We start from the raw sequence: 14,524 nt of genomic DNA, 5'->3' as shown, positions 1-14,524 counted from the left end.
GGAGCTGTTCCCCACCCCGCCCCTTCCCGAACTGGGGCTCCGCCCCAGACCCCGCTCCTCAAACGCCGGAGGGGCTGGGGGGACCGCCCGGAGGGACTGGGAAGGTAGCGCCCGGCGGGGCTGGGGTGGTGCCGCCCGGAGGGGCTGGGAAGGTGCCGCCAGGCGGGGCTGGGGGTGCACCCGGCGGAGCCCGGACCCCGCTCCTCAAACGCCGGAGGGGCTGGGGTGGTACCGCCCGGAGGGGCTGGGGGGTGCCGCCCGGGCGGGGGTGATCGCGCCGCAGGTTAGCCTGCACGCGTGAGCTCGCAACAGTCAGCCGTTCGATTCCGCTGGGAGACCCCGGTCTGGGTGGCCGTCGTCGCCCTGGCGGTGATCGCCGTCGTGACCGTCCTGCTGCTGCCCGGCGGCGGGGGCGGTCAGGCGGACCCCCGCCCCAAGGGGCCGGGGCCGGAATCGGTGGTGTCCACGCCCTTCAAGGCGTTCACCGACGGATACGACTGCTACCGCATCCCCACCCTGGTCACCACGAAGCAGGGCGCGCTGCTGGCCCTCGCCGAGGCGCGCCTGGACGGCTGCGGTGACGTCGGCGACATCGACCTGGTCCTCAAGCGGTCCTACGACAACGGGCGCAGCTGGGAGCCGATGCAGGTGCTGCGGGGCGGCGGCCGGGGCAACCGCGACGGCTACGGCAACCCGGTGCCGGTGATCGACGCCGACTCGGGCCTGATCAGCGTGATGTACGCCTTCAACACCTGGACCACGGAACCCAACCCGAAGTACAGGAAGGGCGCCAAGGACTCCAAGGAGCCCAAGGAGATCAGGGTGCGCGGCCCGCGCGCGCTGCACCTGATGCACAGCCGGGACGAGGGCCGGACCTGGACCGACGGCCACAACCCGCAGCCGCAGCTGATCAAGGAGGACTGGGAGTGGCTCTCGGTCGGCCCCGGCCACGGCATCCAGCTGGCCCGGACCGACATGCGCCCCGGCCGGCTGGTGATCGCCGGCGAGCACCGCGACTCCCGGGGCTGGGCCGGCGCCCAGCTCTACTACAGCGACGACGCCGGAATGAGCTGGAAGCTCGGCGCCCAGTGGGAGGCGGAGGCGGACGCCGCGGCCCCGACCGAGCCGACGCTGGCCCAGCTCACCGACGGCAGCCTGTACGTCAACGCGCGGTCGACCCGCACCTGTGACGTGGACCGGCAGCGGCTGGCCGCGCGCATCCAGGACGTCGCGGCGCCCTTCTTCCCGGATCCGGGCTTCCGGCCCGTGACGGACATCGTGGCCCCTCCGGTGTCGGGCTCGCTGCTCCAGCTGCCCAAGGACCGGCTGCTGTTCTCGGCGCCCTCGCGTCCGGGCAGCAAGTTCACGGACCGCTGGCGGCTGGCCGTACGGACCTCCTCGGACGGCGGGAAGACCTGGTCGACCACCGGCACCGTGATCAAGGCGGAACGATCCGGCTACTCGGACCTCACCCTGCTGCCCTCCGGTGAGGTCGGCATGCTCTACGAGACCGCCACCGGCAGCCCGCACGGCTACGTCAACTTCACCGCCTTCACCCCCGATGCCCTGGACGCGGGCTCGGAGGACCTGACCCGGCCCGGCGAGGCCGGCTCGGACGCGACCGCGGAAAGCACCGCCGGCACCCCGGCACCCTGCGGCTAGCGGGTCTCCCCCGACGGTCTCAGGGCTTGCGGGCCAGTACCAGGCGCCAGTTGGGGGTGCCGTCCGGGCGGCGGCCGAACTGCTCCAGGGGGAGGGTCTCCACCGTGAAGCCGGCCCGCCGGAGGTCCTCCCGGACCCCGCCGAAGGGGAAGGTGCGGTAGTACATGACGAAGGTCGGCCGCCACACCGCGTTGCGGACCCGCATCACCGCGTCGAAGCCGGCCGTCGCCCAGTAGAACGGCGAGGCCATCGGCAGCGGCGCCGAGACCGGGAAGGCGAAGACCCCGCCGGGCCGAAGCGCGCCGTGCACGCCGCCGAACAGGGCGGGGCGTTCGGCCGGCAGGAAGTGGCCGAAGGCCCCGAAGCTGACCGCCAGGTCGTACGAAGCCGCCAGCCCGGCCGGCAGCGCCCGCGCGTCCGCCCGTACGAAGTCCACGGCCGGGCCCTCGTCCGGCCCGCGGCCCGCTCCGCCGGCCGCCGGGCCGCCCGCCGTGCCGTGCGCGCGCTCCGCCTCCGCCAGCATCCCGGCGCTGAAGTCCACCCCGGTCACCCGCTCCCGGCACAGCCGCCGCAGCATTCCCATCGCGGCGCCGGTGCCGCAGCAGACGTCCAGCCCGGCCCCGAAGGAGCCCTCCGCCTGGGCCAGGGTCTCCTCGACCGCGTCGAGCATCCGGTCGGGGGTGCGGAAGGGGGTGTGGTCGAACTTCGGGGCGAGCAGGTCGTAGCCCCGCTCGATGGACGACATGGCCTGCACGGCCAGTTCACGCACGCTGGGACCCATGGGAGCGAACATGCCTCCACCCTATGGGGCGGCCGGCGCTCCGCACCGGGGGCGGCCCGGACGCACGCATGCGGCGGCCGCGGTGGCTCCCCCTCCGGGCCACCGCGGCCGCCGTCCCCCGTTCCCCCCGTGGTCCCCCGTTCCCCCCGTGGTCCCCCGTGGTCCCCCGTATCCCCCGTTTGCCCCCGTGGTCCCCCGTATCCCCCGTGGTCCCCCGTTTGCCCCCGTAGTCCTGCGTGCCCGGACTTACGGGCGCGGCCCCGAGACGTGGTTGTCCAGGGTCTGGATCTCTTCGCCGCTCGAGACGTGGTTGTCGAGAGGCTTGGCGGGTCCGCCCGAGACGTGGTTGTCCAGGGTCTCGATCTCCTCGCCGCCCGAGACGTGGTTGTCCAGCGGCTTCACGGTGCCGTCGTTCGGTGTCGTGTTCTCAGTCGCCATAGCTACTCCTGAAGGGTGGGCCGTTGTCCCGTTCGGCGATTCCCCCGCGGACCGCCGAACGGGCTTTCCGGTCGACCCGCGTGCCCCCCGACGCGGCGGGTCGATGCATCCATCATGTCGGGCGGCGATAAACGAACGATGAACGCCCCCGGGCAGGGGCTGCCCACACCGCCCTCAGGCGGCCACGCCGGGCGTCAGCAGGGCCCGTACCTCGGCCAGTTCGGCCGATCCCAGCTGCTCGAACACCGCCTCGGCCTCCCGCCAGCAGGCCTGCGCCCGGCCGGTCTGTCCCAGCTCCTGCAGGGCCCGGCCCAGCACCGTCAGGACGGTCGCCCGGCGCCACTCGCCGCCGATCCCGCGGAGCGCGATGGCCTGTTCCGCGTGGGCGGCCGCGAGGGTGGGCCGGCGGGCCGCCAAGTGGGCCTCGGCCAGCCGGAAGTGGGTGACGCCCTCCCACAGCGGCTGCCGGTTGTCGTGGAACAGCGACAGCGCCTGGTTCAGCTCGTCCAGCGCCTCGGCCAGCCGGCTCGCCTGGGTCAGCGCGACGCCCAGCGCGTAGCGGCCGTTGGCCAGCCGGAGGGACAGCCCCATCCGGTCGTAGATGGCGATGCCCTGCCGGGCCAGTTCTATCGCGCTGGGCAGCCGGCCGAGTTCCACGTGGATCCGGGACAGGTTGCACAGGGCGCTCGCCTCGCCGACGTTGTTGCCGTCGGCGCGGAAGTTCTCGATGGCCTCCAGCAGGTACTGCTCGCCGTCGGCGAACCGCCCCTGGTAGATCGCGCTGATCCCGCGGTCGTTGGGCGCCCAGCAGCGCGGCAGCGGGTCGTCGGCCTCCCGGGCCAGCAGGGTGGCCTGCCGGGCCTCCTCGTCGGCCTCGGCGAACCGGCCGGTCACCAGGTGGACGTTGGTGAGGGTGGTGCGGGCCCGGCCTTCGGCGTGCGGGTCCTTGGCGGCCTGCGCCGCGTCGCGCAGGGCCACCGCGGCCGATTCGTACTGCTTGGAGTTGGCGCCCGACTCGGCCAGGTCCTTGGCGGCCCACAGCAGGTCCACGGCGCGGCGCAGCACGGAGGCCGCCCCGTCCGTGTGCGAGGCCGCCTGCCGTACGCAGGCCAGCAGCGGGTTGGCCTCCGCGTACAGCCAGTCCAGCGCGGCGTGCCGGTCGGTGAAGACCAGGCCCGGGTGCCGGGTGGCGGCCAGGTGTCCGACCAGCCGGTCGCCGGGCCGTTCCAGGGCGTACACCCCGGACGCGGTGGCCAGGTAGAAGTCCAGCAGCCGGGAGAGCGCGGCGTCCCGCTCGGCGGGGGGCTGCTCGTCGCGTTCGGCGCAGGCACGCGCGTAGAGCCGTACGAGGTCGTGGAAGCGGTAGCGGCCGGGCGCGGCGGACTCCAGCAGGGAGCAGTCGACCAGGGCTTCGAGGAGGTCCTCGGTGTCGTGTTCGGCGCGGTCCAGGACGGCGGCGGCCGCGGAGAGCGAGATGTCCGGGCCGTCGGCGAGGCCCAGCAGGCGGAAGGCGCGCTGCTGGGCGGGTTCCAGCTGCCCGTAGCCGAGTTCGAAGGTGGCCTTGACGGCGAGGTCGCCGGCCTGGAGCTCGTCCAGCCGGCGGCGCTCGTCGGCGAGTTTCGCGGCGAGCACGGACACCGTCCAGGTGCGGCGGGCGGCCAGCCGGGACGCGGCGATCCGGATGGCCAGCGGCAGGAATCCGCAGGCGCCGACCACGTCCAGGGCGGCCTGCCGTTCCGTACGGACCCGCTCCTCGCCGACGATCCGGGTGAACAGCTGGAGGGCTTCCTCCGGGGACATGACGTCGAGGTCGACGAGGTGGGCCCCAGCGAGCCCGGCCATCCGGACCCGGCTGGTGACCAGGGCGGCGCAGCCGGCCGTGCCGGGCAGCAGCGGGCGGACCTGGGCGGCGTCCCGGGCGTTGTCGAGGAGGACCAGGACGCGGCGGCCGTCGAGGGTGGAGCGGTAGAGCGCGGCGCGTTCGGCGGGGGAGTCGGGGATGGCCGTGTCGGGCGTGCCGAGGGCGCGGAGGAACGCGCCGAGGACGGCGACCGGTTCGGCCGGGCGCGGTTCGGTGCCCTGGAGGTCGACGTAGAGCTGGCCGTCCGGGAAGTTGGGCCGGGCGGCGTGCGCGACGTGCACGGCGAGGGTGGTCTTGCCGACGCCGCCGATGCCGGCCAGTGCGGAGACCGCCATGACCTGCCCCTCGGCGTGGGCCAGTACCTCGGACAGTTCCTCGACGAAGGCGCTGCGGCCGGTGAAGTCGGGGACGGTCGCGGGGAGCTGGGCGGGCCGCACCTGGACGGGTGCGGCGGCCGGGGCGGGGTCGGCGGCCCGGGCGAGTTCGGTGTCGGCGCGCAGGATCCGCTGTTGCAGGGCGGCGAGTTCGGGGCGCGGGTCCACGCCCAGTTCCTCGGCGAGCAGCCGGCGGGTGTCGGCGTACACGGCGAGCGCCTCGGCCTGGCGGCCGCTGCGGTAGAGGGCGAGCATGAGGAGTTCGCGGAGCCGCTCGCGCAGCGGGTGGGCGGCGGTGAGCGCGGTCAGTTCGGAGACGGCCTCGGCGTGGCTGCCGACTTCGAGGTCGAGGTCGAGCCGGGTCTCCAGCAGCTGGAGCCGCCATTCGGCGAGCCGGGTGCGTTCGGTCTCGGCGTACGGGCCGGGCACGCCGGCCAGCGGTTCGCCGTCCCACAGGCCGAGGGCGCGGCCGAGCAGGGTGCGGGCCATGGAGCGGTCGCCGGAGGCGCGGGCTGCCTCGGCGTCGGCGGCGAGGCTGCGGGCCACGCCGAGGTCGAGGGCGGCCAGGGTGCCGAGCCGTATGGCGTATCCGCCGGACTCGCTGACCAGGGTGCCGGGGTCGAGGATCTTGCGGAGCCGGGAGGCGTACGTCCGGATGGTCGCCAGGGCCTGCGGCGGCGGGTCCTCGCCCCAGATGGCGTCGATCAGCTCGGGGGCGGTGGCGGTACGGCCGTCGCGCAGCAGCAGGGCGGCGAGCAGGGCGCGCTGCTGGGGGCTTCCGGAGGCGAGGGGCTCGGTTCCGCGCCAGGCGCGGATGGGGCCGAGCACGGCGAAGCGGGAGCCGGCCGGTGGAGCGGGGTGGGTTCCTTCGGGGTCGGTGCGCTGTTGCGGAATGGCGGGCATGCCCTCCATCTGTCTCCCCCTCCCTGTGCCGTCTTCCGGATGCGTCCTGCCGTGCCGGGCCGGGCCGTTGTCCAGTGCAACGGTCAGTCTGCCCTGTTTGGGGCGAGCACGTCAGCCCGCCCGGCTCCTGCTGTGTATCGAGCACGTCCCAACTAGCTGACGATCCGTCAGATCAACGCTACCGTGGGAGTCATGGAGACCTTCCCGAAGATCATCTCGGTGGACGACCACACGGTTGAGCCCCCTCACGTCTGGCGGGACCGGCTCCCGTCCAAGTACCACGACGTCGGTCCGCGCATCGTGCGCGCCCCCCTGAAGGAAATGACCTTTCTGGGCGGCAAGTTCGCCCCGGTCATGGGCGCGAAGGGCGACGACGGCCCGATCGGCGACTGGTGGGTCTACGAGGACCTGCACCGCCCCCTGACCCGGCTGGACACGGCGGTCGGCTACGACCGCGACGAGATCCGGCTGGAGGTCATCACCTACGAACAGATGCGGCCCGGCTCCTTCTCCGTCCCGGACCGGCTCGCCGACATGGACGTCAACCACGTCCAGTCGGCCCTGTGCTTCCCGACCTTCCCCCGCTTCTGCGGCCAGACCTTCACCGAGGCCAAGGACCGGGAGCTGGGGCTGCTCGGCGTCCGCGCGTACAACGACTGGATGGTGGAGGAGTGGTGCGGCCCGCTCGCCGGGGGCCGCCTGATCCCCCTCACCCTGATCCCCCTGTGGGACGCCCGGCTGGCCGCGGCGGAGGTCCGCCGCAACGCGGCGCGGGGCGTGCGGGCGGTCGCCTTCTCGGAGATACCCCCGCACCTGGGCCTCCCGTCGATCCACACGGACGAGTGGGACCCCTTCCTGGAGGCCTGCAACGAGACCGGCACGGTCATCGCCATGCACATCGGCTCTTCGTCCCGCATGCCCTCGACCTCGGCGGACGCACCGCCCGCGGTCGGCTCCACCATCACCTTCGCCAACTGCTGCTTCTCGATGGTCGACTGGCTGATGAGCGGCAAGTTCGAACGCTTCCCCAACCTGAAGATCATGTACGCGGAGGGGCAGATCGGCTGGATCCCCTACATCCTGGAACGCGCGGACGTGGTGTGGGAGGAGAACCGCGGCTGGGGCGGGGTCGCCGACAAGGTGCTCCGGCCGCCGTCGGAACTCTTCGCGGAACACGTCTACGGGTGCTTCTTCGACGACGCGTTCGGGCTGCGGAACCTGGACGCGATCGGCGTGGGCAACGTCCTGTACGAGACGGACTACCCGCACTCCGACTCCACGTGGCCCAAGTCCCGTGAGGTCGGCGAGTCCCAGATGGGGCACTTGGCTCCGGACGTGGTCGACCGCATCGTCCGCACCAATGCAATCGACTTGCTGGGCCTGACCCCGGACGGCCTCTGGCCGGGCCCGGGGGCGTAGCTTCTGGCCGAAGCGCCCGCTCGCGTGCGGTCCACGGCTGGCATTTCCAGCCCCTCCGGCGTTTGAGGAGCGGGGTCTGGGGCGGAGCCCCGGTTCGGGAAGGGGCGGGTAGGGGAAAGGCTCCGCGCAGCGGTCAACCCGGCCCCCGCCCCGCCCCGGCCGGCGGGCTTCGTCGGCCCCGCCCCGGGGAGAAGTCGCTACAGCGGGACCGGCTCGACGGCGGACCACCCCTTGGCGGTCGGAGTGAAGACCACCCCACCCGCCACCAGGAACCCGGCCGGCCCGTCCGGCCCGGCCCGGAGTCCCCCCGGGATGTCGAACTCCTTGATCTTCTTCCGGCCGGCCAGGTCGATGACCACACCCGAAGTCAGACACCGCACATAGGCCAGCCCATCCGTCACGACCACCGCATTCGCCGCCTCCGGCCGCTCCGGCTCGGCGCAGTTCGACGGGAGCGGGATCCGCCAGTGCGCCCCGCCCGACTCCTGGTTGAGCTCCATGAAGGCGGGCTCCCCGTTCAGCGAGGACGCCATCAGGTAGGCCCGTCCGCCGGCCGCGGCCAGCCCGGACAGCCCGGAGCCGCCGTACGGGATGTCCACGGCCGCGTCCTTGGCCGGCTCCCCGCGGAGCACGCTCGGCCCGCTCTCCCGGTGGCACAGGAAGGTGACCGGCCCGGAGCCCGTCTGCGCCACCGCCAGCCCGCGCGACCCGCAGGGTCCGGCCAGCGCGAACCGGTTCGCGTTCCGGGGCGCCGGCCCGGCCGGCAGGCGCTTGCCCGTAGCCCCGTCCAGCACCGCCACGAAGGTCTGGAAGCCCATGTCGGGGTTCTGGGAGCGCCCTTGTACGTAGACCCGGCCGCCGGCGGCCCGCAGCGCCGGGTAGCCGTCCTCGGACCCGGGCACGGCGGTCCGCCACACCTTCTGCCCGGCCCTGGTCTCCACGGCGGTGACCGTGCCGTCCAGGTCCACCGCGTACGCCCGGCTGCCGTCGGTGTCCAGGACCAGCCGCCGCAGCTTCTTCTCGGTGCGGTTCTGCCCGCGGATGGCGCCGTCGGCCATGGCCACGGCGGTGAACCCGCGGTCGCCGAGCACGATCACCGTGTCGCCGGAGACGACCGGTCCTTCCTCCTGGACGTTGACGTCCTGCATCCACAGGACCAGGCCGGTCGCCGCGTCGTACCGGGTGAGCGTGCCGAGCCCGGTGCCGTCCGGGCTCGCCTTCGTGCAGATCAGCGAGGAGTCCGCGTACACGCACGGCCCCGCGCCGGCCGCCCCGCTCCAGGGCCGCCAGTGGGCCGGGCGGCGGGCGGGCGAGTCGGCGTAGGCGTGGCTGCCGGCCGGGTTGCCGCCGTCCGTGGCCACGTACGGGGCGAGGACCCCGGTGACCGCCGGCCCGGCGGGCGCGGGCGAGCGTGAGGGCGAGGGCGAGCCGGGGGGACTGGTCGCCGCCTGCGAGCCCTTCCGGTCGCCCACCGGACCGTCGTCCGGCCGGGTGAGCCCCAGGTAGACCCCGCCGCCGGCCAGCAGCGAAGCCGCGAGCACCCCGGCGATGAGCCCCCGGCGCCCCGGCCGCCGCAGCTTCCCGCGCCGCGCTGCCGGATCCGCGGGCCCGGCAGGCCCGGTCGGCGGCCCGGACCGCCGCGTGAGCTCCCCGGTCCCGGCCGCGGCCGCGTTCCCGGCTCCGGTCTCAGCCGCGGAACCGGCCGCGGCTCCGGCCGCGGACCCGGTCCCGTTCCCGCCGGCGGGCCCGGCCCCGGCCCCGGCCCCGGCCCCGGTCTCAGCCCCGGCCCCGGCCCCCGTCTCAGCCCCGGCCCCGGCGCCAGTCCCAGCCCACGCCCCGGCCGCGGCTCCGCTCCCGGAGCGCCCGTACGAGCCTCCGACCCCGCCGACGGCAGCCGGAACCGCCTCGGCGCCGCCGGCCGGGCCGAGCGGGGATTCCCAGACGGCGGCCGGGATCTCTGCCAGCGCCGCCAGCAGCTCCCCCGGCCCCGGCCGCGCGGCGGGCTCCTTGGCCAGGCAGGACTCCACCACCGCGCGCAGCGCCCCCGCCAGGTCCCCCAGGTACGGCGCCTCCGACACCACCCGGTAGGCCGTCATGTAGTGCGAGTCCGCGTCGAACGGCCCACGTCCGGTCGTCGCGAACACCAGCACCGACCCCAGCGAGAACACGTCCGACGCCGCCGTCACCCGCTGCGGAGCCGACAACTGCTCCGGGGACATGAACGGCGGCGTCCCCAGGATCTGCCCGGTCGAAGTGAGGGTCTGCTGCCCGGCCGCCCGCGAGATCCCGAAGTCGATGACCCGCGGACCGTCGTCCGTCAACAGCACGTTGTCCGGCTTCAGGTCGCGGTGGATCACCCCGGTGGTGTGCAGCTCGCGCAGCGCCTCCACCAGTCCCAGCGCAAGCACCCGCAGTGCGCTCCCGCGCAGCGGCCCGTCCGTCTTCACCCGAGTGCCCAGGGTCTGCCCGGGCACCAGCTGGGTGGCCATCCAGGGCCGGGCCGCGTCCGGGTCGGCGTCCACCACCGGGGCGGTGAAGGCCCCGCTGACCCGCCGGGCGGCCGCGATTTCCTGCCGGAACCGGGTCCGGAACTCCGGGTCGTCGGCGAACTGCTGGTGCACCAGCTTCACCGCGACGAGGCGGCCGGACGCGGCCCGCCCCGTGTACACCGTCCCCATCCCGCCGGAGCCGAGCCGGTCGATCAGGACGTACCCGCCGATCGACCGCGGATCGCCGTCCCGCAGTGTCATGTCCCGCCCGCCCCCGTGTACGTCCCGTTGGCGGCACCCTATCCCGGCCGCCCGGACGGACCGGGTTTGCGGCCGCCGGGCTGCCGAAGGCATGCTTCGCCGGGGCAAAGGGGGCAGGGGAATGGACCGGCGGAACGTGGTCACCGGGGTGTTGTGCGCCGCCGCGGCGCTGGCCGCGTCCGCGGCGATGACCTGGGTGGTGCCGCCCGCGACGGCCGGGCCACCGGCGGCGGAGCGGAGCCCGCGCCCGTCCGCACCGGCCTCCCCGACGCCGACCCGGATACCCTCGCCGACGCCCGAGTCGCCCTCGGCACCGACGCCCACACCGACACCGTCGGCCCCTACCCCCTCGCCCACGCCACCGGGCCCGGGCGGAACGGCGTACACCGGCGCCCTCTTCGAAGGCACCCTCGCCGCAGGCCACTTCTGCACCGCGACCGTGGTCCGCAGCCCCGGCCGGAACCTCATCGTCACGGCCGGCCACTGCCTGGCCGACGGCCGGAAGGGCGCCGGCCCCTCGGGCGGGCTGTTCGCTCCCGCGTACGCGAACGGCAACGCCCCGTACGGCACTTGGCGGATCGAGGAGGTCTTCGAGGACCCCCGCTGGTCGGAGGGCGGCGACGACGCCTACGACCTGGCCTTCGCCCGGCTCGCCCCGGACGCGCAGGGCCGGAACATCGAGGACGTCACCGGAGCCGCCCCGCTCGACACCACCGGCCGCTCCGGCGAACAGGTCACCGTCACCGGCTACCCCTCGGACCGCGAGGTCCCGCGGACGTGCACGAGCACCGCGGTCCGGCAGAGCGACACCGAACTCCGCTTCGACTGCGCCGACTTCCCCGGCGGCACCAGCGGCAGCGCCTGGATCGCCCGCGACGGGAAGATCATCGGCGTCCTGACGGGCGGCGAGACGGACAACGAGTCGACGAGCACGGTCCTGGGCCGGTACGCCGCCGAGCTGTACACCCGCGCCACCGCCGCTAGGCGGTGACCCCGGCGACGAAGGCGGCCCAGGCGACGGGGGACAGCCCGAGCTCCGGGCCGGCGGTGACCTTGGAGTCCCGGACGTGGACGGTGTCGGCGCAGGAGGCGACCTCGACGCAGCTGTCGCCTTCGCCGCTGCTGTACGTGGACTTGTGCCACGGCAGCGCGACCTCGACGCAGTCGTCGCCCTGGCTGCCGCTGTAGGACGACTTCTGCCACGACAGGGCGACCTCGACGCAGCTGTCGCCCTCGCTGCCGCTGTAGCTGCTCTTGAACCACCGCAGCCCGGAGTTGGCGCTCATAGCGTTCCTCGCAATCGCATCAGCAGGCCCGCGCTGTCCGCCGGATTGAGGGCCTGGATGCGAAGTTTGGCATACCGCTGGTTCAGGGCGCTGATGGCTTTGGGGCCGGTCAGCACGCGCCCGGTCTTCTGCCCCTCGGCGTAGCCGAGCCATTCGTGCTCATCGGTTTCGAGGAGCTGGAAGGGGCCATCCGTACCGGCATGCTCGGGGCAGATCGTCGGGATGATCTGGAGATCGACGTTCGGCAGTGCGGCGCATTCCAGCAGGTGGTCGAGCAACTCCCTGGTCACCTCAAGCCCGCCGGTCTGACGGTCGATGACCGGCTGGTCGACGATGAAGCTGAAGGCGATATAGGGGGCTCGGCGGAGGAGTTTCTGCCGGGCCAGTCGGGCCGCCACCCGGGCCTCCGCCTCCTCCGGTTCCGGCAGCGGCGGCACATTGCGGACCAGCGCCCGGGCGTACGCCTCCGTCTGCAACAGGCCCGGCACGGCCCGGCACTCGTACGTATTGAGGCTGACGGCGGTGTCCTCCAGCTCGGCCCACCGCCGGAACCAGGACGCCAGCCCGCGGCGGCTGTTCAGGTCCCGGTGTGCCGCCAGAATCACCCCGTCCGTCCGGAGGGCGTCCTCCAGGCGTTTGATGTACATCTCGGACGGAAACCGGCGGCCCTGCTCGACGGAGCCGACGTACTCCACCGAGTACCGGGCGAGGAGTGCCACGTCCTCCTGTTTGAGCTCGCACTTCTTCCGGAACGCCTGGATCAGGCGCCCGAAGTTCCGCAGTTCCAGCGTGGGGTCGCCGCGCTGGTCGCTCGGGTACTCGTCCTCGACCACGCTCGCCATGATGGTCACCTCCCGGGCCCCCCATCGTCACGGTACGTGACCCCGGCTGTACACCAACTGGACCCGTACAGACGGATGTACGAAACCGGTGGGCCTACCTCACGAGCCCGAAGTGCACCGGCTCCTGCCCGGCCGGGGAGGTCAGTAGCTCGGCCAGCTTCGGGGGCCACACCGGTTCGCCGAGCGAGGCCAGCCGCTCCGGTTTCAGCCAGTGCCATTCCGCCTGCGGGGTGTCGGTCGACGGCGGGCGGTGCGGGCCGGTGGTGAGGTAGATGTGCTCGTGCTGGCGGACGCGTCTGCCCGTGTGGATGAAGTCGTGCTCCCAGGTGCAGAGCAGCCGCCCCGGCGCGAGGTCGGTCCACCCGGTCTCCTCGCGGAGTTCGCGCATCACGCACTCCTCGGGGGTCTCGCCGGGGTCGATGCCGCCGCCGGGCGGCAGCCAGTGGATGCCGTTCCGGCTGTGGATCTCGCGGAAAAGGAACACCGAGCCGGTGGGGGACAGGATCACAATGCGGGCGGCCCGCCTGGGAGTTCGCATCAGATCAGCGTACGACGGCGGTCGAAAAGGTCGATGGATTTGCTGCCGCCTCCGCCGGTATGTTCTCCGTACCGGTGGTGATCAAGGGGAGTTGCGACGTGACCGAGACCATGGGGCAGCCCGACCCGCGAGGAGTCCCGCCGCGGCCGGCCGCGCCTCCGCCGATGCCTGTCGGCCTGGAGCCCGTGCAGCACGGAAACCCGCCGCGGTGGGCGTGGTGGGTGATCGGGATCGTCATTCCCGTGATGGGCACGGCGGTGACGCTGCTGGCCGCGTCGGGGAACAAGGAGCCGTCGCCGCGGGGGGCGGCGTCGGGGCCGACGGTGGCGCCCGCCTCAACGCCGACGCCGACGCCTTCGCCCTCACCCTCGCCCTCGTCGTCGATCGCCCCGCTGCCCGGGCCGCCCTCGGCGTCCCCGAGCGCGCCGGGTTCCTCCGGCCCCCAAGACCTGACGGCGCCGGCCGGCTACCAGGTCCACCAGGGGCGGTGGGGCATTGCCCCGCCCGCCTGCGGTGAGAGCCAGCTCGTCGATCTCGACGCCGGGGTCTCCACGACGGTGGAGGTGGACAGGGAGGACGGCCCTACGACGACGCAGAGCACCGGCTCCGAGCTGGAGTACCGGCCTTACGCGTTCTCGTGCCTCCGGGACGGCGATTCGGCGAGCTCCGTGGAACTGAGGTCGTTCACGGGGCGGCAGGTGGGGGTGCTGAAGCTGGGGCAGCCGCAGAGCTTCGAGAGCTGCCGGGCGGCTGCCGGGACCGGGTTCGGCCCGGTGCGGGCGGGAGGCGGGCGGTGGACGGATCGGGGGTTGGTCGAGGGGGCGGCGCTGTGTGCCGTGACCGACAAGGGGTCCGTGGCGATGGCGCTCCTTGAGGGCACTGGCGAGGAGCCGTACCGCCCGGCGGTGAGCGGGAATCTCGTCGTCTGGTCCAAGGGCTGAACCTCGTTCCTGCGAGGTCCTGCCCTGGTGGTGGGCGGCGCTGGCCGTCTTGGTGGTGTTCCGGGGGCCGTTCGGGACGTTCGGGCCGTTCGGGCCGTTCGTCACGGGCGCCTACGGGGCGCGGTGTGCCCGCCGACGAGGCCGACGACCCGCCGGGCGACCCGGTTCCCCCGCCCGGAGTCCGGCCAGCGGACGATCCGTTCGTTCCGCCTCGGCGCTTGTTACGGTCGACAGGGAGATCACCTTTTTGGCGACACTCCGGGGGAGGACACCGTGAACGCTGCGCCCGATGCGGCGAGTTCGACCGGCACGGCCGGTACTCCGTCAGACCTCGCGGTCGACGGCGACAAGCTCAAAACGCTCGCCGGCGACCTCGACACGATGCAGGAAGTTCTGAAGAAGCAGCTCCTGCGGATGGACGAGATCGTCGACCGCATCGAAGCGCGATGGCGCGGGCCGGCCTCGGAGGCGTACCGGGCCAAACACCGCGCGGCGGCGGAGGACGCCGTGCACATCAGAGAAACCATGAAGCTGCTGGCCAAGGCGATCCGGCTGAGCAAGGACGGGTTCTCCGCACAGGATCTCGAAACCCTGGAGGAGTTCCGGCGCGTCCGGTCCTACGTGGACGTCCAGGCGGAGACCGACGCCCTGTCCACGCCGAACACGGCGCCCGCGCCGCCGACCGCACCGCGCAGCCGCATCGCCGACCTGTGACCGGATCGAACGAGG

The 14,524-nt window shown here is 73.6% G+C and carries 12 protein-coding genes; 5 read left to right on the top strand and 7 right to left on the bottom strand.

The window, feature by feature from the left end; genetic code table 11:
- Window positions 1-297: 297 nt before the first annotated feature.
- Window positions 298-1,662 carry a sialidase family protein gene (locus tag AB0447_RS13540; RefSeq protein WP_366476759.1) on the top strand — a complete coding sequence of 455 codons (1,365 nt, stop codon included), beginning with the start codon at window positions 298-300 and terminating at the stop codon, window positions 1,660-1,662.
- A gap of 19 nt (window positions 1,663-1,681) precedes the next feature.
- Here the strand turns inward: AB0447_RS13540 and AB0447_RS13535 are convergent, their stop codons facing one another.
- From AB0447_RS13535 to AB0447_RS13525, 3 genes are all read right to left on the bottom strand, one after another.
- A complete protein-coding gene (locus AB0447_RS13535; RefSeq protein WP_366476758.1) occupies window positions 1,682-2,455 on the bottom strand; it encodes a class I SAM-dependent methyltransferase in 774 nt (257 codons plus the stop codon).
- A 234-nt stretch (window positions 2,456-2,689) separates the two neighbouring features.
- Complete coding sequence (locus AB0447_RS13530) at window positions 2,690-2,881, bottom strand: hypothetical protein (protein WP_366476757.1); 192 nt, start codon at window positions 2,879-2,881, stop codon at window positions 2,690-2,692.
- 174 nt (window positions 2,882-3,055) lie between these two features.
- On the bottom strand, window positions 3,056-6,019 hold the full coding sequence (locus AB0447_RS13525) for a BTAD domain-containing putative transcriptional regulator (RefSeq protein ID WP_366476777.1): 2,964 nt from the start codon (window positions 6,017-6,019) through the stop codon (window positions 3,056-3,058).
- Window positions 6,020-6,211: 192 nt separating this feature from the next.
- Here AB0447_RS13525 and AB0447_RS13520 point away from each other — a divergent pair, with 192 nt between their 5' ends.
- Complete coding sequence (locus AB0447_RS13520) at window positions 6,212-7,438, top strand: amidohydrolase family protein (protein ID WP_366476756.1); 1,227 nt, start codon at window positions 6,212-6,214, stop codon at window positions 7,436-7,438.
- Between the two features lie 197 nt (window positions 7,439-7,635).
- Here the strand turns inward: AB0447_RS13520 and AB0447_RS13515 are convergent, their stop codons facing one another.
- Window positions 7,636-10,188: a protein kinase gene (locus AB0447_RS13515; RefSeq protein WP_366476755.1), complete on the bottom strand. Its 2,553-nt coding sequence runs from the start codon at window positions 10,186-10,188 to the stop codon at window positions 7,636-7,638.
- Between the two features lie 121 nt (window positions 10,189-10,309).
- On the opposite strand from AB0447_RS13515, the gene AB0447_RS13510 reads away from it, so the two are divergent.
- Window positions 10,310-11,179, top strand: a complete 870-nt coding sequence (locus tag AB0447_RS13510; RefSeq protein WP_366476754.1) for a trypsin-like peptidase domain-containing protein — start codon at window positions 10,310-10,312, stop codon at window positions 11,177-11,179.
- On the opposite strand, the gene AB0447_RS13505 is transcribed toward AB0447_RS13510, so the two are convergent.
- The 3 genes from AB0447_RS13505 to AB0447_RS13495 all read right to left on the bottom strand — a co-directional run bounded on the left by AB0447_RS13505 (window position 11,169) and on the right by AB0447_RS13495 (window position 12,854).
- A complete protein-coding gene (locus tag AB0447_RS13505) occupies window positions 11,169-11,474 on the bottom strand; it encodes a DUF397 domain-containing protein (RefSeq protein WP_366476753.1) in 306 nt (101 codons plus the stop codon). The two genes, AB0447_RS13510 and AB0447_RS13505, sit on opposite strands and share 11 nt — an antisense overlap.
- Window positions 11,471-12,316, bottom strand: a complete 846-nt coding sequence (locus AB0447_RS13500; RefSeq protein ID WP_366476752.1) for a helix-turn-helix transcriptional regulator — start codon at window positions 12,314-12,316, stop codon at window positions 11,471-11,473. The genes AB0447_RS13505 and AB0447_RS13500 overlap by 4 nt, the downstream gene beginning before the upstream one ends.
- A gap of 94 nt (window positions 12,317-12,410) precedes the next feature.
- The gene (locus AB0447_RS13495; protein WP_366476751.1) at window positions 12,411-12,854 is read right to left on the bottom strand and encodes an NUDIX domain-containing protein; all 444 of its coding nucleotides are present in this window, start codon (window positions 12,852-12,854) and stop codon (window positions 12,411-12,413) included.
- A 98-nt stretch (window positions 12,855-12,952) separates the two neighbouring features.
- On the opposite strand from AB0447_RS13495, the gene AB0447_RS13490 reads away from it, so the two are divergent.
- Complete coding sequence (locus AB0447_RS13490; protein WP_366476750.1) at window positions 12,953-13,795, top strand: hypothetical protein; 843 nt, start codon at window positions 12,953-12,955, stop codon at window positions 13,793-13,795.
- 273 nt (window positions 13,796-14,068) lie between these two features.
- Window positions 14,069-14,509 carry a WXG100 family type VII secretion target gene (locus AB0447_RS13485; protein WP_366476749.1) on the top strand — a complete coding sequence of 147 codons (441 nt, stop codon included), beginning with the start codon at window positions 14,069-14,071 and terminating at the stop codon, window positions 14,507-14,509.
- Window positions 14,510-14,524: the final 15 nt, after the last annotated feature.

This window comes from Streptomyces sp. NPDC051211 (assembly GCF_040689505.1).
GTDB lineage: Bacteria > Actinomycetota > Actinomycetes > Streptomycetales > Streptomycetaceae > Streptomyces.
This window is presented reverse-complemented; position numbering and strand designations above follow the sequence as displayed.